Raw genomic sequence first — 22,263 nt, forward strand, 5'->3', positions numbered from 1 at the left:
TCACACGACAAAAAGAGCTGTCCTCCTCGCGCACGCGCGGTGACAGCTCTTTTTGTTCAAACGATCAACTACAACACACTTCCGCCCGGCCGGCGCTTCGGCAGTACAAGCTCAACTCGCGTCCCGCGGCCAAGCTCCGAATGAACGAGCAGCGAAGCGCCGATGCCGCGCGCCCGCTCCTCCATGCTGAACAGGCCGACGCCCTGCGAAGGCGTATCCGCCGCGAAGCCGCGTCCGCTGTCCGCAATGATCGCTTCCACCGTCTCCGACAGCTCGTGAATGCTGACTGACAGCTCATCGACTCCCGCATACCGAGCAGCGTTCGTCAGCGCCTCTTGGATGACGCGGTACATGACCGTCTCGCATGCCGAATCAAGTCTGCCTAGCAGATTGCAGGAGAAATGCACTTTGATGCCATAATGCTCCGAATAATTATCGATATAAGTTCGAATGGCAGGTACGACGCCCAGATCATCCAGCACAGAAGGCCGAAGCTCCCAAGCAAGCGAGCGGACATCCTCCATCATGCTGGAAATTTCACGCCGCAGCGCGCCAAGCTCCTTATCTTCTCCAGCCTGCCGATCGGCGATCATCCGATCGACCCGAATGAGCAGCGTGAACAAGCTTTGGCCGATGCCGTCATGCAGCTCGCGGGAGAAGCGTCTGCGCTCCTCCTCTTGAATATTCATGACCTTGTTCATCATGCGCAGCAGCTGCTCCTCGGTTTCCTTCAACTGCGTGACATCGTTACGGATCGCAAGGTATTGAACCGGCCGCCCCATTTCGTCGAGGAAAGGAACGATCGTTGTTTTGACCCAATAGAAGGCTCCGCTCTTCGTCCGGTTGCGCAGCTCGCCCTGCCATACGCGTCCTGCCGAGATCGTCTCCCAAAGCTCACGCATGTACGCCTTGTCGTGATAACCTGAGTTGATGATGCGATGCGTCTGACCAAGCAGCTCTTCGCGAACGTAGCCAGACACCCTGCAGAACATATCGTTCACATAGCGAATAACGCCATTGGCGTCCGTTACGGCAATGATCGAGGATTCGTCCAGCGCGAACCGCATGCGCGACAGCTGCGCAAGCGACTGCTTCAGCCCTGCGCGGAACGTCTCGTCGTCCAGATTGCCGTCCAGCTCCTCCAGCAATCTAGCCACGTTATCACCGATGCCTGCTTCGGATCGTTCCCCTGGTGGGGATGATGGTTGTTTCGGAATATAATCAGTCAAAATGCAGCAGTCCTTTCTTTACCGCATATTTGATCAGCTCCGGACGCGTCTTCAGCCCCAGCTTCTCCATGACGTGGCTCCGATGCGTCTCCACTGTCTTCACGCTAATAATGAGCTGTTCGGCGATATCCTTGTTGGCATAGCCTTTCGCCATCCATTCGAGCACCTCTTTCTCCCGTTCAGACAACAGCTCATAGGCATCCGGCTGTTCCCCTGCCCGAAGTCGCTGCACATAGTCGCTCATCAGCCGCTTGGTCGCTGTCGGCAGCAAATACGCATTGCCCTCGGCCACCGTCTGGATGGCGGTCAGCAGCTCCTCGTGCGGTGAGTTCTTCAGAATATAGCCAGAAGCACCTGCATGAATCGCACGGAACAAATACTCATCGTCATCGTGCATCGTCAGCACAAGCACATACAAATCCGGCAAGCTGCTCTTCAGCTCTGCAATCGCCGTCAGCCCGTCCTTGCCATGCGGCATGCTGAGGTCCATCAGCACAACCGTCGGCTTGAGCTCGTGCGCCAGCCGGATCGCCTCATTTCCCTCCGATGCCTCGCCGACGACCGTCATTCCCTGCCGCCCATCCAGCAGCATGCGAAGCCCGGAACGAACAACCGCGTGATCATCTACGATTAATAACGTAGTCAATCCGTCACCTCCCGCTATGAATTGTATCTCCATTATAGGCTATTTTGGCAAAATGCGGCGAGTACGCTCGCGATCTCCGACTCGCTGTACGGCGCATTACCGCGGCGTCCAACAATCAGCAGGCCGGTCAGCTGTCCCGTTCTCTCCAGGAACGGCAATGCCATCGCTGCTAGTAAAGACTCCGCGAGCAGCAGCGGCTCGCTCCGAACGCTGGTTGCCAAGCCCGCCGTAGCTTGGGCATTGTATGTCGTCGGTCTTCCCGACCGAATGGCTGTTGCGATAAATCCGTCGCCTCTTGCCCCTTTGAACGTTAGCTGCGACGTTCGAATGCTTGTGCTGCCAGACAGTCCTGCGAAGCGCAGTCGTCCCCCGTCGTAGAGTCTCGCTATGCCGGCAAAATCGCTGTCGGTCTCTTCACGCCAGCGTTCTGCTTCTATGTCCGACGCTGCGAACGTATAGCCCCCATCCACTGTCAGTCCCTCCCCTAGTACAGAGCGCCATTCGCTGTCTAAGTTTACAATTGAAAGCGTTCCCACTCTTTCGCCTATCTACTGCTTTTAATCATTGTAGCCGTTCATGCCGCTTATGTATGTCAGGGAATCTCCTGATTTTAGAGGGGGACTCCCCGTCCCTCTAAGAGATGGAGCCAAGGGCGCTGCCCTTTGGAAACCCGAATGTATAGGATAAGGGCTCCGCCCCTGAACCCGAAAGTCTACTTAAGGGCTCCGCCCTTGTACCCGTTCGTCTACTAAGGGCTCCGCCCTTGAACCCTTTGTCCCTGCGGGGCCGCTGTTCCACCCCACCCAAACCCTCCCCTTCCAAGGGGAGGGCTCCAAAGGACTCTGCCCTCTGGACTCCCACAGGACTTACTTTGATACGTTGGTGCGTATCCTCGCTTTCGTCCCTTCGGGACACGCTTACGTTTCACGGGACTAGGTACGTTCCCACGTACGCCTACAATTCGATGCGCCCGAGTGATGGTGTGCTAATACTCGCTTTCGTCCCTACAGGACACGCTTTACTTTTGCCGCACCTGCCCGATTGGTCCCTTCGGGACACTAGAACCGTTGGAACTGCAAGTATAAACTACACCATTGGTTGCAGGCCGTTAAACAAGATATTAGTGCCCTATTGCACGCCCAACGCCTTGCGCAGGCCGTTAGAGCAGATTTATGTATCCTATCATCCACCGTACTACGGGGACGGGAGGTTAGAGCACTTATTTGTTTACTATCGCACGCCCAGCGCCTTGCGCAGGCCGTTAGAGCAGAATTATGTATCCTATCTGCCACCGTACGAAGGGGATGGAAGGTTAGCGCACTTATTTGTTTCCTATCTTACGCCCAGCGCCTTGCACAGACCGATAGAGCAGATTTATGTATCCTATCATCCACCGTACTACGGGGACGGGAGGTTAGAGCACTTATTTGTTTACTATCGCACGCCCAGCGCCTTGCGCAGGCCGTTTGAGCAGAATTATGTATCCTATCATCCACCGTACGACGGGGACGGAAGGTTAGCGCACTTATTTGTTTCCTATCTCAGACCCGGCGCTTGATGCAGACCGATAGAGTAGATTTATGTATCCTATCAACTACCATACGACGAGTACGGGAGGTTAGAGTACTTATTTGTTTCCTATCGCACGCCCAGCGCCTTGCGCAGGCCGTTTGAGCAGATTTAAGTATCTTATCCCCTACCACCCTACTCCAAGATCAGGTGATGCACACGTCCTTTTTCAGGAAATCCCCCGATTCGTGCCCGATCTTCTGCATCGTATGATGTTGTTGTAAGGATGATGGTTCAGCCGCATCGCAGGCCGCTGGACCAACCAATGATGTAGGGGGAATCCGGTATGGCCGTTAAGGAAACGAAAATCAACGAGCAGCTCTCCACGCAAGAGCGGATCGACACCATTGTCTCGAAAGCTAAGCACGCGTTAAGCTTGTTCATGGATTACACGCAAGACGAGATCGATGAGATCGTCAAATCGATGGCGCTCGCTGGCCTTGACCAGCACATGCACCTCGCCAAGCTCGCTGTCAATGAGACCGGACGCGGCGTGTATGAGGATAAAATTACGAAGAACATTTTCGCAACGGAGTATATCTACCACAGCATCAAGCATAACAAGACTGTCGGCGTCATCGAGGACAACACGCATGAAAGCTATCGCATCATTGCCGAGCCTGTCGGCATTATTGCCGGCGTCACGCCTGTAACGAACCCCACTTCCACTACGATGTTCAAAGCGCTCATTGCGATCAAGACGCGCAACCCGATCCTATTCGCCTTCCACCCGTCGGCCCAGCAATCCAGCGTGGAAGCCGCACGCATCCTATACGAAGCCGCACTGAAAGCCGGCGCGCCGGAAGGCTGTATCGGCTGGATTGAACAACCGTCCATCGAAGCTACGCAGCTGCTCATGAACCATCCCGATGTCGCACTCGTACTCGCAACCGGAGGATCCGCCATGGTGAAATCCGCATACAGCACCGGCAAGCCAGCGCTCGGCGTCGGCCCAGGCAACGTCCCTTGCTTTATCGACAAGACCGCGAATCTGAAGCAGGCAGTCACCGACCTGATCCTGTCCAAAACGTTCGACAACGGCATGATTTGCGCATCCGAGCAAGCCGTCATTATCGAGGCCCCTGTCTATGAGCATGTCAAAATGATGATGAACTACCTCGGCTGCTACTTCCTCAGCAAGGAAGAAACCGAAGCGGTCAGCAAGCTCGTCATTAATCCAGAGAAGTGCGCCGTCAACGCCGTCATCGTCGGACAGTCAGCCGCACGCATCGCGGAGATGGCTGGCATCACCGTACCGGCAGACACGAAGGTGCTCGTCGCCGAGCTCGAAGGCGTCGGTGAAGCCTATCCGCTGTCGGCAGAGAAGCTGAGTCCCGTACTCGCCTGCTACAAAGCAGCCACCCCTGCGCACGGCATCGAGCTTGCCGCACAAATTGTCGCCTTCGGCGGCATGGGTCACTCATCGGTCATTCACTCGACCGACCAGAAGATTATCGACGCGTTCGCCGCGCGGCTTCAGACCGGACGCGTCATCGTCAACTCGCCGTCCACGCACGGTGCGATCGGCGACATCTACAACACGAACCTCCCTTCGCTCACGCTCGGCTGCGGCTCTTACGGCCACAACTCGACGACGTCGAACGTGACGGCTGTCAACCTGCTCAACCTGAAGCGCGTCGCCTATCGAACGGTGAACATGCAGTGGTTCAAGCTGCCTCCGAAGCTTTATTTTGAGAAAGGCGCGACCTCGTATCTGGCCAAAATGCCTGACATCTCGCGCGTCCTCATCATTACCGACCCGATGATGGTGAAGCTCGGCTACGCGGCCAAGGTCGAATACCAGCTGCGCAAACGGACAACGCCTGTCGCGATTGAGATTTTCTCCGAGGTGGAGCCTGACCCTTCCGTTGATACGGTCGAGCGCGGCACCGAAGTGATGAACGCGTTCAAGCCTGACTGCATTATCGCGCTTGGCGGCGGTTCCCCGATGGACGCGGCGAAGGCGATGTGGCTGTTCTACGAATACCCGGACACGGACTTCCAAGGGCTGAAGCAGAAGTTTCTCGATATTCGCAAACGGGTGTACAAATATCCGCGGCTCGGCAGCAAAGCGAAGTTCGTCGCGATTCCGACGACGTCGGGCACGGGTTCGGAGGTTACTTCGTTCGCGGTCATTACGGATAAAAAGAACGGCAACACGAAGTATCCGCTCGCCGATTACGAGCTGACGCCGGACATTGCGATCATCGACCCCGAGTACGTGTACAGCCTGCCGAAGAACGTGGTGGCGGATACCGGCATGGACGTCCTCACCCACGCGATCGAAGCGTACGTCTCGGTCATGGCAAGCGACTATACGGACGGATTGGCGATGAAGGCGATCCAGCTTGTGTTCGGCAACTTAGAGAAATCGTTCCGCGAAGCAGACCCGGTTGCTCGCGAGAAAATGCATAACGCATCGACGATTGCGGGCATGGCGTTCGCCAATGCATTCCTTGGCATCAACCACTCGCTTGCTCATAAGTTCGGCGCCGAGTTCCATACGTCGCACGGCCGGACGAATGCGATTCTGATGCCGCACGTCATTCGCTATAACTCGAAGCGGCCAACGAAGTTCGCTTCGTTCCCTAAGTACGATCACTTCCGTGCCGACGAGCGCTACGCCGAGATCGCCCGCATGCTGGGGCTGCCTGCCCGTTCGACCGAGCAAGGCGTCAGCAGCTTGATCAACGCCATTCGCGAGCTGAATCGCGCGCTCGGCATTCCGGAAACGTTCGAAGCGATGGGCGTTAACGCCGCCGACTTCGAGATGAAAGCCGACTATCTTGCGGACCGCGCGTTCGAGGATCAATGCACGACGGCGAATCCGCGCATGCCGCTCGTTACGGAGCTTGCAGAACTCTATCGTCGATCGTTCTACGGACATTTTGAATAAACGCAGACATCGAAGAAGGAGGAACAAAACAATGGCAGTCATTGAGAAGCACTTACCAGGCGGCAGAACGCCAGACGATGCATGGCGGGGATTCACTCCCGGATCATGGATGACCGAAATCAATGTACGGGACTTCATCCTGCACAATGCAGCAACCTATACCGGCGATGACAGCTTCCTTGAATCCCCGACGGAAGCAACGACTCAGCTCTGGTCCATCATACAGGATCTAACCCGTAAGGAGCGGATACGCGGAGGCGTGCTTGATGTCGACACGCATACCCCTTCCACGATTACGTCCCATGCACCCGGTTATCTGGACAAATGTTTGGAGCAAATCGTCGGCTTGCAGACGGACGCGCCATTCCGGCGCTCCGTCCAGCCGTTCGGCGGCATCAAGATGGTGCAGGATGCTTGCGAAGCTTATGGCTTCACGTTACCTGACGATATCGTGCAGCTGTTCACAGCCATTCGGAAGACGCACAATCAGGGCGTGTTCGATGCCTATACAACTGAGATGCGGACGGCACGCAAGGCCGGAATTATTACCGGCTTGCCGGACGCTTACGGCCGCGGACGTATTATCGGCGACTATCGCCGCGTAGCGCTCTATGGCGTCGACCGGCTCATCGCGCAGAAGAAACGTGAGCTTCGAGCGAGTGAAGCATCTACGCTCACCGAGGATCTAATTCGAAGCCGCGAGGAGCTGTCCGAGCAGATTCGAGCGCTCGGCGAGCTGAAGACGATGGCAGCGTCGTACGGTTGCGATATTTCGGATCCTGCACGCACGGCGCGCGAGGCGGTGCAGTGGCTGTATTTTGCCTACCTTGGAGCAATTAAGGAACAGAACGGCGCAGCGATGAGCATCGGACGTATCTCGACTTTCCTGGATGTTTACTTCGAGAGAGATTTGCAGGAAGGAAGATTGACGGAGAAACAAGCGCAAGAGCTGATGGATCATCTCGTCATGAAGCTGCGCATCGTGAAGTTTCTGCGGACGCCGGACTACAATGAACTGTTCAGCGGAGACCCGACTTGGGTGACGGAATCGATCGGCGGCATGACCGAAGACGGACGCGCGCTCGTGACGAAGAACAGCTTCCGCATCCTGCACACGCTCTACACCCTTGGTCCTGCGCCTGAACCAAACTTGACGGTGCTCTGGTCGGAGCGGCTGCCGGATGGATTCAAACGTTTTTGCGCCAAAGTATCGATCGAGACGAGCTCGATTCAATACGAGAACGACGATCTGATGCGCCCTCACTACGGCGACGATTACGGCATCGCCTGCTGCGTATCCGCCATGCGGATCGGCAAGCAAATGCAGTTCTTCGGCGCTCGCGCCAATCTGGCGAAGACGCTGCTGTACGCAATCAATGGCGGCGTTGACGAGAAGCTCGGCATTCAAGTCGCACCTGCTGCTGAGCCGATCAAAGGCGATATCCTCGACTATGACGAGGTGCTGCAGCGGTTCGATGCAACGATGGAATGGCTGGCCGGCTTGTACATGAAGACGCTGAACGTCATCCACTACATGCACGACAAATACTGCTACGAGCGGCTCGAGTTCGCCCTGCATGATGCCGAGATTGTGCGCACGATGGCATGCGGCATCGCGGGTCTGTCGGTCGCAGCGGATAGCTTGAGTGCAATCCGTTATGCGAAGGTGAAGCCGATTCGCAATGAACAAGGGATTGCCGTCGACTTCGAGATCGAAGGCGAATATCCGCAGTACGGCAACAACGACGAACGCGTCGACCGCATAGCCGTACAGCTCGTGCGGACGTTCATGAACAAGCTTCGCAAACACCAAGCCTACAGAGGCGCTATCCCTACCCTGTCGGTGCTCACCATTACTTCGAACGTTGTTTATGGACGCAAAACCGGCTCGACGCCGGACGGCCGCCAAGCCGGCGAACCGTTCGCGCCTGGCGCGAATCCGATGCACGGCCGCGACCGCAAGGGCGCACTCGCTTCGCTCGCCAGCGTCGCGAAGCTGCCGTACGACGATGCGCTCGACGGCATCTCGAACACGTTCTCGATCGTCGGCAAAGCGCTTGGCCGCGAAGCCGACCAGCGCGGTAAGAATCTGACTGCCTTGCTGGACGGCTATATGACGCAGGGTGCGCACCACTTGAACGTCAACGTCTTCGACCGCGAGCATCTGCTCGACGCGATGGAGCATCCGGAGAACTATCCGCAGCTGACGATCCGCGTATCGGGCTACGCCGTCAACTTCATCAAGCTGACGCGGGAGCAGCAGCTCGAAGTGCTTAACCGTACGTTCCACGGCGCGATGTAATACTGCCATAATATGTTATATGCGTTACGTATTCTCAGTACGTCGCTGGGTGCAAGCACGCCGCTTGCATCCGGCGACAATCTTGCCCTCATGAGGAGGCTGCCGCCATGCGCCGTATAGATCCCAACAACTCGTCTGACAGCCGCCCGATTGGACGCATCCACTCGCTCGACACCTTCGGCACCGTTGATGGCCCCGGCATCCGCTTCGTCCTATTCATGCAGGGCTGCCCGCTTCGCTGCGCCTACTGTCATAACCCTGATACATGGAATTGCGGTGGCGGGCGTCCAATGACGGTTGACGAAGTACTGGCTGAGATCGAGCCCTATGTCGACTACTATCGCCGTTCTGGCGGCGGTGTAACGGTAACTGGCGGCGAGCCGACGCTGCAAGCTCCTTTCGTAGCTGCCTTGTTCGAAGAAGTGAAGTGCCGCTTCGGCCTCCCTACTGCGCTCGACACATCCGGCTTCTGTGAATTCAAGCATGTAGAACGGCTGCTGAGCGTCACGGATCTGGTGCTGCTCGATATTAAACACATCAATCGAGAGAAGCACCAAGCGCTGACGAAACAGCCGAATGATCGCGTCCTGGCGATGGCGGAGCAGCTGAGCCGAATCGGAAAGCCCGTCTGGCTGCGGCATGTGCTTGTGCCTGGCGTGACGGATCAAGCCGAGCATCTCACTGACCTCGGACGGTTCATTGGAGGCTTAACCACTGTCGCAAAGCTCGAGCTTCTCCCCTACCATCGCATGGGCGTGTACAAATGGAACGCCCTCGGCATCCCTTATCCGCTCGAAGGCGTTCAGCCGCCGAGTGACCGGGACGTCGCTCGCGCACGTGAGTTGATCGAGCTAGGCATCGCGCAGCGGCGTTCGTTAGCGACAGTAACGATAACGAACGGGTAATAGCATTATGGCCGAAGGTGACGAACATTCAATGCCCTTCACTTCTTTAAGGGAGTGACGAAATCAATGATGCACAACACAGCAAAAAAACGTTGCCCAGAAACTTGAGCAACGTTTTTTTGCTGTGTTTTTATGCGTCAACCGAAAGCCCATAAGACGCCCCCAGAGAGAGCTCCCACCACATTCTGTTGCACGAACTACAATAGACGATTGGCCCATCTGCACGAATGTTATGTTATACGCCACGCAATACATGTTACACATTACCCAAACGTCTACCACTGCTCAGCTATTGCACTCAACCAATGCTAATGTCTAGGTACGCGCGCTTTAAACCATCTTCTCCGGCCGTACATACGTATCGAACTGCTCGCCTGTCAGCAGTCCGCTTGCGATCGCTGCTTCGCGCAGCGTTGTGCCTTCTTTATGCGCTTTCTTCGCAATCTTCGCCGCGTTCTCATAGCCGATATGCGGGTTGAGCGCCGTGACCAACATGAGCGATTGCTCCAGGTTGCGTGTGATCGTCGCCTCATTCGGTTCGATGCCGACCGCGCAATGCTCGTTGAACGAACGCATCGCATCGGCTAACAGACGCACCGAATGCAGGTAGTTGTAGATAATGACCGGCTTGAACACGTTCAGCTCGAAGTTGCCTTGACTCGCCGCGAAGCCGATCGCCGCGTCGTTGCCCATGACCTGACAAGCGACCATCGTCAACGCTTCGCACTGCGTCGGGTTCACTTTGCCCGGCATGATGGAGCTGCCCGGCTCGTTCTCTGGAATGATCAGCTCGCCGATGCCGCTGCGAGGCCCGCTCGCGAGCCAGCGCACATCGTTGGCGATCTTCATCAGGTTCGCCGCCAACGCCTTGATGGAGCCATGCGAGAAAACGATCGCGTCATGGCTCGTCAACGAATGGAATTTATTCGGCGCAGTGACGAACGCTCTTCCGGTCAGCGCGCTCGCCTTCTCCGCCACAAGTACGGCAAAGCCCGGATGGGCATTGATGCCGGTACCGACAGCCGTTCCGCCAAGCGCAAGGCTGCGCATTGCGTGCAGGCTTGACTTCAGCATCGCTTCCGCCTCCTGCAGCATCGCATGCCAGCCGCTCATCTCTTGGCCGAGCGTCAGCGGCGTTGCGTCCTGCAGATGCGTCCGTCCGATTTTGACAATGCTGCTGAACTTCTCCGCCTTCGACGCCAGCGTCTCGCTGAGCTCCGCCAAAGCAGGCAGCAGCTGCTCCTCGACCGCTGTCACGCCAGCGATATGCATCGCCGCCGGGAACGTATCATTCGAGCTTTGCGAGCGGTTCACATCATCGTTCGGATGAATGCGCGTCTCGCTTCCCTGCTGCTTCAGCCGATCGTTCGCCCGATGCGCCACCACTTCGTTCACGTTCATATTCGTCTGCGTCCCGCTTCCGGTCTGCCAGACGACGAGCGGAAATTCATCATTCAATTCGCCGCTCAATATATCATCGACCGCGCTTCCAATCGCTGCCGCTTTCTCCGCATCCAGCACGCCGAGCTCCTTGTTCGTCTCAGCCGCAGCTTTCTTCACGACCGCCATGGCGTGCACGACTTCAATGGGCATCCGGTCGCCGCCAATACGGAAGTTCTCGAGGCTGCGCTGTGTCTGCGCTCCCCACAACTTATCCGCCGGCACACGAATTTCTCCCATTGTATCCTTCTCGATCCGATACTCCATATCAGCGCCTCCTCACTCGATTTCGTCCATCTACTCCCAATACTACCCTAATGAGGGAGAACATAAAACAGACCTTCTATCGTTAATGCGCTTGTTCGGCTAAGCGCTCGACGGAAGGTCAATTCAAGTGTATATGCGGCAACTAGTAACAGGTCGATCATTCTTAAAGCAGCGATTGGACTAAAATGAACAGCACCCCTGTCGCGACAATGCCAATGGCGAGCAAGTGCGACAGTCTTAAGGCATAGGGAGCTCGTGGAAGTAGGTTAATTTGCTTCATACGCTTCTCCCCCGCAAGGCCAGCCCGATCGAAACGGCATACGCCGATACATCAACGACCGCCTCATCCCCGCTGACCTTCAGCGAATCCCAGCCTGCCTCCACGACCTTCCGTGACATTCGGCTGCTGAGAGCCTCTCGAAGCTTATCCATCCGTTCGAGACTTCCTGTCAGTACCAGCCGTTCGAATTTTCGATTACGATGATTCAGCTTATCGCAGCAGAAGTTCAAAAGCCGCTCCAGCTCGGCAATAACAGCTTGGCAAGCGTTATCAAAATGGCATGTATCGTCCATTAAATTCACCGCTTCGAATATGCCACCTTGCGCCTTGGTACGAAGCCTTTCAAACTGAATCGCGACATTGCGCGTCATGCGGATAACGCCTTCATCCAATAAAGTCAGTTCGCAGTTGTCTGCGTTTACGTCCATTAATATGCAGGAGGCGGCATCGGAGCCCCCGCTTAATCCTCTCGAAGACAGCCGGGCAAGCGAAAATGATTTGACCTCGAAGCTTGCCGGCTGCAAGCCTGCTCTTGTCAATATCCCAACATACTGCTCCAGCAGTGCCCTAGGAGCGGCGATGACGGCTACTTCACACAGCTTAGCAGGAGGCGTTGCTGCATGATCCAACCCTACTTCGATTGCAGCTGCCTCTTCGTCGGCAACAACCGTTCCAATTCGATAATAGTCATAATGAGGCTCTTCAAACGGAAAACTTAAACTTTGCTTCATTTCATAATGAAGCCGTTTCTCCAACTGCTTGTTCGGCAAATCCGGCAGTTTGAGCGTCTTCATCATAACCATCTGACTCGGAATGGCAAAATGGACGAGGCGGCTGCTCCACGGATGACTAAATAGCAATTCCCCAAGCGCTCGCTCCAGCGCTTCCTGGTTCATAACTCTGCCATCACGCATCGTCCCAGCCGGCAGTTCAACTCTCGCACAATGCATCGCCCGCACCTTGCTTGCATCCATCTTCAGCTCGCACAGCTTCAAATGCCGATCCGTCAATTCAAGGCCGAGGTTAGCGGAGGAACTTCTCCTTATCCTCCACAAGCTGCTCCAATTGAGTTTCATCATCCGTTCCCCCTTCCTCGGTGAACCGTAGTACCGATATCATGAGCTGTGCGGCCTTCTGTTTCTATCTAGATCATCAATAAATTTAATAAATTATACAAATTTGCGTCATTATGTAACAGTTTGATGTGTACATTTAATCATAGGAACTAGGAACCGTCAATCTTTGACAACGACTTCGATTCTATCCAGCGATTTCGAGACTTTAAACGCATACGATAGAACTTTGTTCCTACAAAAAAAAGAGCAGCTGTCCCCCAGATGAGGAACAGCCGCTACACTTTGAATCATCCAAAAAAATTAAGCCTGCGCCTTCGCGCTGCGGTAAGCTTCCATATACGCTGCCGCTTTGCGTGCGATCGAAGTCAGATCGCCTGTCTTGGACGCTTCCTTCGTCAGATCCGAACCAATGCCAACCGCTACTGCGCCAGCCTTGATCCAATCCTTCAAGTTATCGAGCGACACACCGCCCGTCGGCATCAAATTCGCCTGCGGCAGCGGGCCTTTCACAGCGCCGATAATGCTCGGCGAGAACAGGTTGCCTGGGAACAGCTTCACGATATCAACGCCAAGCTCAAGCGCGCTCTGAATCTCGTGGATCGTCATTGCGCCTGGGAGCACTGGAATGCTGTAACGGTTGCACAGCTTGATCGTATCCGCATTGAATGCAGGAGCAACGACATACTCTGCACCTGCCAGAATCGCTGCGCGTGCCGTCTCAGGATCAAGTACGGTACCAACGCCGATAATCGCAAACTTGTCCGATTGCGGATCTGCCGAGCTGGAATATTCCGATGCCAGCTGCTCGATTGCACGCAGAGCGAAAGGAACCGTCATCGTTATTTCAATCGCTTTAATGCCGCCGCGAATCGCTTGGCGGGCCATCTCTACAACTTCTTCAGCAGAATCGGCGCGCAATACAGCGACAACGCCAGCATCAGCCAACAATCTCAACGTTGTTATTTTTTTCATCGTATACACCTGACCATTCCATATTTCCCTTGCGGAGGCATGCTGACAGCTGCCATACCTGCTTGTCGCTTAAGGGATAGAAAACGCTGTTATTCTACTATTCATACTAAAGTTGCCGAGCCTCATCGTCAACACCTGGATATAGAGGTCGTTCAAAAAGTCCGCTTTTTCTCGGTGCTGAAAACCGCGCATTTTGAACTCGCACTTACATTAAAAAAGCGAACTGACTCGTTTCCGAGCAGCTCGCTGTCGTGTCTCATTTTCTATTGCTGCCCCCTTACGTTTCTTTCCACTCTGTTAGTACAGTCGGTCCACGCCCCGTGATGGCAATCGTATGCTCGAATTGTGCAGATAGAGCTCCGTCCCTCGTTCGAGCTGTCCAGCCATCGGGTCCAACCCACACATCCGGCGATCCGGTCGTCAGGATCGGTTCAATCGTAATAACCATCCCCTGCTTGAGCAGCAGTCCCTTGCCGGCCTTTCCTTGATTCTCGACCTGAGGCGCTTCGTGAATGTTGCGCCCGATCCCATGCCCGACGAAGCTGGTCACAACGGAGAAGCCCGCCTCTTCCGCAGTCGATTTCACGGCATGTCCGATATCCCCTAACCGCTTGCCTGGAACCGCTTGCTTAATCGCACGGTCAAGCGCGCTCCGCGTAGCGCGCAGCAGCTTCTTGACGCGAGGCGTCGTTCTGCCAATCGAATAGGTCCATGCCGAATCGGCCTTCCATCCGTCCACATCCGCAACCATATCGATCGTCACGATGTCGCCATCCTCCAGCGGCTCCATATCCGGGAAGCCGTGGCAGACCACATCATTAACAGAAGCGCAGATCGCGTACGGATACCCCAAATAGCCTTTCTGTGCAGGCGTCGCTCCCCTTTCACGCATGAAACGTTCGACGAATCGATCAATCTCGAGTGTTGTGACGCCGGGAGCAATGCGAGTGGCGATGGCCCGATGGCATTCCGCTACGATTCGCCCCGCCTTAGCGATTCGGCGAATCTCCTCCTCTGTTTTCTTTTCCATCACATACACCACTCCTGTCATTGTTCCTTAATACTCATATTCAGATCGAAATAAACTCAGAACTGGCCTAAAAATGAGTATTCAAAAAGTGTCTCGTGATCGAAAGCGGACTTTTTGAACAACCTCCAAAATTAAAAAAAAAGAGATTTCTCCAGCGCCTTAAGCACCAGAGAAATCTCTTTCCTCACAACTCATTAACCGCCATGGATTCACTCATTTAGCTATAATATGGCCAACCGCTGGAATCCCACTGCAAGTCGCTAATGAGCATCTTAGCCGCGCCGTTCTCCGCTACGCTGTAAGCGTGGCGGATCAGTATGTTCGTACCGGCTACGTCCTGACCGCCCGGTCCCTTCCAGGCGCTGTTGCCGCTGTCGATGACGGTTCCGCCGCCATTCTTCATATCGACGCCGCTCTTATCGTAATAAGGCCCCGTCACGCTCGTCGAACGTCCAACTGCGATCTGGTACGTCGAGTTAACGCCTTGACAGCATGCGCCGATCGACACGAAGAGGTAATAGTAGCCCGTGCTGCTGTTGTACACGACCGTGGAGCCTTCAATGCCGCCGGATTTCGTTGCGATACGGTACGAGTTGCCCGTTGGCTTCATCGTGCTCTTGTCGATTGCTGTGACATAGATACCATTCCACCAGGAGCCGAAGCTCATGAACAGATTGCCGTTCTTGTCAGCGAACAAGTTCGGGTCGATTGCGTTATACGACGAGGACGTCGTCGACTTCAGCACCATGCCTTGGTCAACCCAGTCGCCCTGCGTGATGGACGTAGCAGTAACGAGACCGATTGCCGAGTTCTGCGAACCAAACGAAGAAATCGAGTAGTACAGATAATACTTGCCGTTATAGTAGAAAATGTCCGGCGCCCATACATCCAGATACGTATGGTTCGGAACTTGCTGCGCCCACCAAGCTGGTTCGCTGGCGAAAACTTGAGTACCGAGATTCCACGCCGTGCCGTTCGTGGACCAATGTACTTGAATGCCTTGGCCTGTGCTGAATACCCAGCGCGTGCCGCTGCCCTCTTGAATATACGACGGGTCATGCGCATACGTATTGCCTGTCAACGCCCACGTGGAAGCGTATGCAGAAAAAATCGTCGAGAAAGCAAGAACTGCGGATAATACGAGCGTAACGAAATACTTCGTTTTGGACTTTAACACTTCTTCACACTCTCCTTTGTTCTGAATGAGTTGAGCAGCGCGCTACAATCGGCTTCTTGATCAGAGAAACCCGTCATTCACCCCCTTTCAATGAATACGCTTACATTTATCCTAAAAAACACAGCTTATAAACATATGCATTAACTATTACGCGCAATACGCGTATGCATTCGTCAATAAGCTGTATCTAAAGGCATGAATTAATAATGTTGTTAAACAATTAACATATTCGCTATAAATAATCTACTCCAACGTTTGTTGCTAGTCAACCACAATTTTAATTAAATTATTCCATAAATTCTAAAGTCACTATTGGATGCGAAAACAAAAACGAAAGCCCTATCGAATCGTTAATTCGATAGGGCTTTCGCGCTAAGTTTTTACGTTTTTAGAATGCAGGTACAACAGCGCCGTTATATTTTTGCTCGATGAACGTTTTAACCGCATCGCTGTTCAGCGCCTTCGCCAGCTTCTGCATCGCTTCGCTGTCCTTGTTGTCTGGACGGGATACGAGGATGTTCACGTACGGCGAATCTTTGCTCTCGAGGAACAACGCATCTTTCGTCGGAACAAGGTCCGCTTCCAGTGCATAGTTCGTGTTGATGATCGCCATGTCGACTTCATCCAACACGCGCGGAAGCGTCGCTGCTTCCAGTTCAGTGATTTTGAGTTTCTTCGGATTGTCGACGATGTCGCCGACTGTAGCGTTAACGCCAACGCCTTCTTTCAGCTTCAGGAAGCCGTTCTTCTCCAGCAGCGTCAGAGCGCGTCCTCCGTTAGTCGCATCGTTCGGAATCGCAACCTTCGCGCCGTCCTTGAGCTCGTCAACCTTGGTGATCTTCTTGGAGTAAGCGCCGAGCGGCTCCAGATGGACACCCGTTACCGTTACGAGGTCATAGCCTTTATCCTTGTTGAACTGTTCCAGGTACGGCGTATGTTGGAAGAAGTTCGCATCGATCTGCTTCTCATACACTTGTACGTTCGGCTGCACGTAATCGTTGAATTCTACGATCTCAAGGTTAACGCCTTGCTCCTTCAGGAGCGGCTTGATTTCATTCAGAATCTCAGCGTGAGGTACCGGCGTAGCACCGACCTTAAGCGTCACTTCTTCCGCCGTCTTTCCCTCGCCCGTCGTACCGTTGTTCGTTTCTTCCTTCTCCTTCGAACCGCACGCCGCAAGCGTGAACACCATCATAACCGCAATCGCCAATACGGCCCATTGCTTCCAAGTTTTCTTTTGTTTCATCATGTAAGCCCTCCACTCTCTAGTTGCCCATTATTTTCTGCTGAATTTACGGACTAACACATCGCCAATCGACTGCAATACTTGCACGAGCACGACCAGCAGAACGACCGTCACCAGCATGACGTCGGTCTGGAACCGTTGGTAGCCATAACGCAGCGCCAAGTCGCCTAAGCCGCCGCCGCCAATGACGCCTGACATTGCGGTGAACGAAACGAGCGTAACCGCCGTAATCGTTACCGCTGCGATCAAGCTTACCCGCGCTTCAGGGATCAATACTTTGCGAACGATCTCCCAACTTGATGCGCCCATCGCCTGCGCTGCCTCAATCACGCCGCGGTCGACTTCCCGCAGCGAAGTCTCGACAAGCCTCGCGAAGAACGGCGCAGCTGCAACGACAAGCGGCGGAATCGATCCTTCGACGCCGATCGACGTTCCCGTCAGCCATTTGGTGAATGGCATGATCGAAATCATCAAGATAACGAACGGAACGGATCGGAAGATGTTGACGATGACCGACAGCACCGCATATACAATCGGCTGGCTCAGCAGTTGGCCGCGCCCAGTAAGAAACAGGATGATGCCGAGGATGAGACCTATAATAATCGTGAAAACAAGCGACAGCCCCAGCATGTGGAGCGTGTGGCCTGTCTCTTCCCATATTTCATCCCAGCGCACATTCTCGAACGTCATGCGAGCACCTCCGCTTCCAAGCCCTCTTGCTGCAGCCGCTGCACGATCCGAGTTACATCATCGCTGCTGCCTCGAACATCGACGATCAACTGGCCGTAAGGAATCCGCTTCATTCGCGACACGGTCCCTTGCAGGATCGAGAATGACGCGCCCGTCTCCTTCACCGCTTCGAACAACACAGGCTCAAACGTCGACTCGCCTTTGAAACGAACGCGCAGCAGCTTGCCCTTGCGGATACCGTCCAAACTGCTCAGCGATTCGCCTGATGCTTCTGATGATTGGGCAACGAATTCCTTCGCCACATTGCTGCGCGGATGCAGGAAAACGTCGATCACATCGCCCATCTCTACGATTTCGCCGCCGTCAATGACAGCGACCCGATCGCAGATCGTACGGATAACGTGCATCTCATGCGTGATGAGCATGATCGTAAGTCCGAGCTTCTCGTTAATGCCCAGCAGCAGAGACAGAATCGAATCCGTCGTCTGAGGGTCAAGCGCTGAAGTCGCTTCATCGCACAACAGCACATCCGGCCGGTTCGCAAGCGCACGGGCAATGCCGACACGCTGTTTCTGACCGCCAGACAGCTGCGATGGATATTTGTCTCCGTGGCCTTCGAGTCCAACCAATCCGATCAGCTCGTCCACCCGAGCCTTGATTTCCGCGCGCGGCGTCTTGGCCAGCTTCAGCGGGAAAGCGATATTGTCGCGCACCGTAGCAGTCGACAGCAGGTTGAAATGTTGAAAAATGATGCCGATCCGCCGCCGATGCTGCTGCAGCTGTCTTCCGCTAAGGCGAGTCAAATCCGTGTCGCCCACGACGACACTGCCCGTCGTCGGCCGCTCCAGCAGGTTCACGCAGCGCAGCAATGTGCTTTTGCCTGCGCCAGAATGACCGATAACGCCGAATATTTCGCCCTTCCGAACATGCAGGTCGATTCCGCGAATCGCTTCTGTCGTTATCGAACCGACGCGATAAGTCTTGCTGACTGACTTAAGTTCGATCAGAATGAAAACCTCCGTAAAGTGACGTTTATTTACAGTCTAACCAACCTTGCCGATTACAATGAAACGATTGTCTATGTAACTTCAAATTTTTTCTAAGGAAAAAGATTACAATTCCGACTCAGTTAGTAGGATTTAATTATAGGGGGGCGATTTGACAGCTGTCAACGAGGGATATATTGGAATCGAAGCGCATTAGTCGGCGCTCGGTGGGCGGTTAGTGTACTTTCAAGTGCTATATTCGCATCAGTCGGCGTAGGGCGGGCAGTTAGTATGCTTTCATGTGCTTTATCCGCATCAATCAGTCTGCTTAGGTCGGGCAATGTGTCATCATTATAAGTGTGGCTAGGGCACACTTAATGGTTTGATAGCGGCTCTCGGACGATTTAAGTGTGGCTGATACACACTTATGCTGCTGACATTGACACATTGAGCAGGCCAAACGCCCGATAAGTGTGGTTTTACTGCACCTATTGAACAACCGAGGAGCTATCACTCAATCTAAGCGTGGATTTTCCCCACTTATCTCACCACTTGCATACGCACAGCAAGCGTCCCGCCAAACGCCAGAACGGAACAATAAGAAAGCCCCGCCCATGTGGGCGAGGCCTATATGTGTATGCTGCAATCTGCCGATTATCCGACGGAGGAGTTTAGTTTGCCGAGTTCGTCTTCCACTAGCATCGTTAGTTCTTCTTCGTAGCCACCCGTGATCCGATATTTGCGAATGTAGTCCTTCACAAATTTCCGAGGATCCTTCGGCTGGAAAATGCGCGTGAGCTCTTTCAGGCTTTCCTTGACTTCATTTTGGCTGTGTTTGGCCATGAAATCTCCCCCCTAAGCGTTGGATGGCGATCCTTTAACTTCACGGTACGATTACGGAAGGCGGCACGGCATCCGCTCCAATTCCTGTATCGGAATGTAGCAGCTCCCATGGACAATAAGCAAATTATTTGAACTTTTCTTACTATTATACCACTTCGCCAATTTCTATAAAAGGGAATTGACTGATTTATTCAGAACCTTTAATAAATTTTTACAGAAACCGCGTATTTCTACAATTTCTGATCTCCATCTTCCGACAATAATTGCGAATCCAGCTGTTGAGAGGGCACTGTGATTCGTGAATTGCGGTCGCTCGTCACCGATGGATGAACGGTGGAATCCGCGTGCTTCCTAAACATCCGCAGATATGCGATAACGCCTGCGACAGCTACTGCTACGCCAAAAACGACAACTAGGGCCGTCACCCATCCATCAACCATCAAGATACCCCCTCACGTTCCAGTTTCCATATAAAGTTAAGTATAGCGAAAATAAAAGCTCCTTTCAACCAAGCTTACCCCGACTTATCCAGGTGTGCCGACTGCCCGGAAAGCACCGCTCGCCCACGCCAGCAGTTCCCCGTCGCGCCCGTAAATATGGCCTTCCATCGTCGCCGTCCGCCTGGAACGATGAACCATAGACGCTTCGCAGCGCAGCTCGCCGCCTTGAGAGGGGGCTAAGTAATGAATGTTCAACTGAGCAGTTACGATCATTTCGCCTGGGAATGTCACCATCAACGCCAATCCCATCGTATTATCCAGCAGCGAGGCGAGAACGCCGCCATGCACGATCCCGCCCATGTTCAGATGCCGCTCCGTGCATTCGAGACGAACCGCCGCTTTCTCTGACTCCACATACTCGACCTCGCAGCCAAGCGTCCCCCAGAAGGTCGATCGAGCCTTCTCCTCCAGCTGCGCCCAATCCTCCGGTTCCGGCGGCATAGCAGCATCCTCCTCTTCGCATTGACTTCCCGTCTAAGACTGACGATCAAGCTCCTCGTACAGCTTCCGCTTCAGCACTTTGCCAATGATCGACTTCGGCAAATCATCGCGGAATTCGTACACATGCGGCACCTTGAACGATGCAAGCCTCGCCCTGCACCAGCGGTTCAGCTCCTCATCGGTCAATTGAACGCCGTCCTTGGGCACGATATACGCCTTCACCGTCTCTCCGCGGTATTCGTCCTTAATGCCGATAATCGCAGCTTCACGAACGCCTGGATGCTCATAGAGCACCTCTTCGACCTCACGGGGATATATATTAAAGCCGCCTGCAATAATGACATCCTTAATACGATCTACAATCGTAAAGTAGCCTTCGTCGTCCATCGTTGCAAGGTCTCCTGTATATAGCCAACCGTCCTTCAGCACCTTAGCGGTATCCTCCGGCCGGTTCCAATAGCCCTTCATGACTTGCGGTCCTCGTACCGCGATCTCCCCGACCTCTCCGATTGAGACCGTCTCTCCTGTCTCGGGATTTACGATCTTGCAATCGGTGTCCGGCAGCGGGAGCCCTATGGAGCCGTTCTTGCGGCGTTCCCATATCGGGTTCACGTGCGTTACAGGCGATGCCTCCGTCAGACCGTAGCCTTCGATCAACCGTCCGCCCGTAATCGTCTCGAACCGCTGCTGCACCTCGAGCGGCAGCGCTGAAGAACCGCTGATTGCGATTTCTATCGAGGACAGATCGAACTTCGCTGCCTGCGGATGATTGATCAACGCCACATACATCGTTGGAGCGCCGGGGAATATCGTTGCCTTCTTGCTTCGTATCGTCTCCAACACCTGCACAATATCGAATCGCGGGAGCAGAATGAGCTCTCCTGCTAAATACACGGACATATTCATGAGTACGGTCAGACCGAAAACGTGAAAGAGCGGCAGCGCAGCGAGAAAACGCTCCTTGCCCTCTCTTAAGCGATAGCACCAAGCTGATGCCTGCACCATATTGGCGACCAGGTTGCGATGCGTCAGCATCACGCCTTTGGCAACACCTGTTGTGCCTCCTGTATATTGCAGCTGCGCCAAGTCGTTGGCTGGATCAATAACGGTATAAACTGTCGGGTCAGGCTTCGCCTCTGCCATCAGGCGCGAATAAGCGTGCACGCCAAGCTTGCCGTACGGAACGTCAGGGCGAAAGCCGTCTCTGCGCTGTTTGATTGGGTATAGTATATTTTTCGGAAAAGGCAGCCCATCTTTAATAGATGTGACGATAACATTTTGCAAAGAAGGCACTGGGCCTTCCTCGGGCTTCTCGCCGCGAACGCGCGATACGCGCGGATAGAGCAGATCGACGGTAATCAGAACCGATGCTCCGCTGTCCGCCAGCTGATGCTGAAGCTCCCGCTCCACATAGATCGGATTCGTCTGCACCACAATAGCGCCTGTCATAAGCGCGCCGTAATAGGCAATAACCGCCTGCGGACAGTTGGGCAGCATGATGGCGACGCGGTCGCCGCGGGCAACGCCAAGCCGCCGGAGAGCGTCCGCCATGCGGCGAGCGTCCTCCAGCAGCTTCGAATAGGTTAACGTTTTGCCTAGAAAATGAACCGCCGGCCGATTGCCGTACTTGCTCGCGCTATCCAGCAGCAGATCGGGTATCGACTTGTTCGGGTAGCCGCAGGACTCGGCTACCTCTTTCGGATAATGACGCAGCCATGGACGCGGGTTGCTTAATTCCATCGTCCTCACCCTTTCCAATCCGAATGGG

At 54.4% G+C, this 22,263-nt stretch carries 18 protein-coding genes; 3 read left to right on the forward strand and 15 right to left on the reverse strand.

Going from position 1 to position 22,263, the window contains the following annotated elements; genetic code table 11:
• Positions 1 to 68: 68 nt before the first annotated feature.
• From SBI19_RS12770 to SBI19_RS12780, 3 genes are read right to left on the reverse strand one after another with little or no spacing between them, the layout of a single operon-like run.
• The gene (locus tag SBI19_RS12770) at positions 69 to 1,229 is read right to left on the reverse strand and encodes a PAS domain-containing sensor histidine kinase (RefSeq protein ID WP_483312281.1); all 1,161 of its coding nucleotides are present in this window, start codon (positions 1,227 to 1,229) and stop codon (positions 69 to 71) included.
• Positions 1,222 to 1,908 (reverse strand): response regulator, encoded by a 687-nt coding sequence (locus SBI19_RS12775; RefSeq protein WP_483312282.1) that lies wholly within the window; start codon positions 1,906 to 1,908, stop codon positions 1,222 to 1,224. Before SBI19_RS12775 ends, SBI19_RS12770 begins: the two co-directional genes overlap by 8 nt.
• Complete coding sequence (locus SBI19_RS12780; RefSeq protein WP_317968657.1) at positions 1,908 to 2,345, reverse strand: hypothetical protein; 438 nt, start codon at positions 2,343 to 2,345, stop codon at positions 1,908 to 1,910. Before SBI19_RS12780 ends, SBI19_RS12775 begins: the two co-directional genes overlap by 1 nt.
• Before the next feature lie 1,385 nt (positions 2,346 to 3,730).
• Between SBI19_RS12780 and adhE the strand changes: the two genes are divergently transcribed.
• The 3 genes from adhE (at position 3,731) to pflA (ending at position 9,547) form a co-directional block, all read left to right on the forward strand.
• Positions 3,731 to 6,340 (forward strand): bifunctional acetaldehyde-CoA/alcohol dehydrogenase, encoded by a 2,610-nt coding sequence (gene adhE, locus SBI19_RS12785; RefSeq protein WP_317968659.1) that lies wholly within the window; start codon positions 3,731 to 3,733, stop codon positions 6,338 to 6,340.
• A gap of 31 nt (positions 6,341 to 6,371) precedes the next feature.
• Positions 6,372 to 8,642 (forward strand): formate C-acetyltransferase, encoded by a 2,271-nt coding sequence (gene pflB / locus SBI19_RS12790; RefSeq protein ID WP_317968661.1) that lies wholly within the window; start codon positions 6,372 to 6,374, stop codon positions 8,640 to 8,642.
• Positions 8,643 to 8,749: 107 nt separating this feature from the next.
• On the forward strand, positions 8,750 to 9,547 hold the full coding sequence (gene pflA / locus SBI19_RS12795) for a pyruvate formate-lyase-activating protein (protein WP_317968663.1): 798 nt from the start codon (positions 8,750 to 8,752) through the stop codon (positions 9,545 to 9,547).
• A 330-nt stretch (positions 9,548 to 9,877) separates the two neighbouring features.
• On the opposite strand, the gene fumC is transcribed toward pflA, so the two are convergent.
• The 12 genes from fumC to SBI19_RS12855 form a co-directional block, all read right to left on the reverse strand.
• Complete coding sequence (gene fumC, locus SBI19_RS12800; RefSeq protein WP_317968665.1) at positions 9,878 to 11,254, reverse strand: class II fumarate hydratase; 1,377 nt, start codon at positions 11,252 to 11,254, stop codon at positions 9,878 to 9,880.
• A 276-nt stretch (positions 11,255 to 11,530) separates the two neighbouring features.
• Positions 11,531 to 12,613: a type IV pilus biogenesis protein PilM gene (pilM, locus tag SBI19_RS12805; protein ID WP_317968667.1), complete on the reverse strand. Its 1,083-nt coding sequence runs from the start codon at positions 12,611 to 12,613 to the stop codon at positions 11,531 to 11,533.
• A 297-nt stretch (positions 12,614 to 12,910) separates the two neighbouring features.
• Positions 12,911 to 13,582 carry a bifunctional 2-keto-4-hydroxyglutarate aldolase/2-keto-3-deoxy-6-phosphogluconate aldolase gene (locus SBI19_RS12810; protein ID WP_317968669.1) on the reverse strand — a complete coding sequence of 224 codons (672 nt, stop codon included), beginning with the start codon at positions 13,580 to 13,582 and terminating at the stop codon, positions 12,911 to 12,913.
• 277 nt (positions 13,583 to 13,859) lie between these two features.
• Positions 13,860 to 14,612: a type I methionyl aminopeptidase gene (map, locus tag SBI19_RS12815; protein ID WP_483312283.1), complete on the reverse strand. Its 753-nt coding sequence runs from the start codon at positions 14,610 to 14,612 to the stop codon at positions 13,860 to 13,862.
• Positions 14,613 to 14,829: 217 nt separating this feature from the next.
• Positions 14,830 to 15,789 carry a family 43 glycosylhydrolase gene (locus tag SBI19_RS12820; protein WP_317968673.1) on the reverse strand — a complete coding sequence of 320 codons (960 nt, stop codon included), beginning with the start codon at positions 15,787 to 15,789 and terminating at the stop codon, positions 14,830 to 14,832.
• A gap of 388 nt (positions 15,790 to 16,177) precedes the next feature.
• Positions 16,178 to 17,035 (reverse strand): MetQ/NlpA family ABC transporter substrate-binding protein, encoded by an 858-nt coding sequence (locus SBI19_RS12825; protein WP_483312287.1) that lies wholly within the window; start codon positions 17,033 to 17,035, stop codon positions 16,178 to 16,180.
• Positions 17,036 to 17,065: 30 nt separating this feature from the next.
• Positions 17,066 to 17,725: a methionine ABC transporter permease gene (locus SBI19_RS12830; RefSeq protein WP_317968677.1), complete on the reverse strand. Its 660-nt coding sequence runs from the start codon at positions 17,723 to 17,725 to the stop codon at positions 17,066 to 17,068.
• Positions 17,722 to 18,732 carry a methionine ABC transporter ATP-binding protein gene (locus SBI19_RS12835; protein ID WP_317968712.1) on the reverse strand — a complete coding sequence of 337 codons (1,011 nt, stop codon included), beginning with the start codon at positions 18,730 to 18,732 and terminating at the stop codon, positions 17,722 to 17,724. The genes SBI19_RS12830 and SBI19_RS12835 overlap by 4 nt, the downstream gene beginning before the upstream one ends.
• A 633-nt stretch (positions 18,733 to 19,365) precedes the next feature.
• A complete protein-coding gene (locus SBI19_RS12840) occupies positions 19,366 to 19,554 on the reverse strand; it encodes a hypothetical protein (RefSeq protein ID WP_006038752.1) in 189 nt (62 codons plus the stop codon).
• 230 nt (positions 19,555 to 19,784) lie between these two features.
• Positions 19,785 to 19,994: a hypothetical protein gene (locus SBI19_RS12845; RefSeq protein ID WP_317968686.1), complete on the reverse strand. Its 210-nt coding sequence runs from the start codon at positions 19,992 to 19,994 to the stop codon at positions 19,785 to 19,787.
• Positions 19,995 to 20,078: 84 nt separating this feature from the next.
• Entirely contained in the window at positions 20,079 to 20,495 is a 417-nt protein-coding gene (locus SBI19_RS12850; RefSeq protein ID WP_317968688.1) for a PaaI family thioesterase, read from the reverse strand.
• Between the two features lie 33 nt (positions 20,496 to 20,528).
• Positions 20,529 to 22,235 carry a long-chain-fatty-acid--CoA ligase gene (locus SBI19_RS12855; protein WP_317968690.1) on the reverse strand — a complete coding sequence of 569 codons (1,707 nt, stop codon included), beginning with the start codon at positions 22,233 to 22,235 and terminating at the stop codon, positions 20,529 to 20,531.
• Between the last annotated feature and the right edge of the window lie 28 nt (positions 22,236 to 22,263).

This window comes from Paenibacillus sp. CCS19, from assembly GCF_033239625.1.
GTDB lineage: Bacteria > Bacillota > Bacilli > Paenibacillales > Paenibacillaceae > Paenibacillus_T.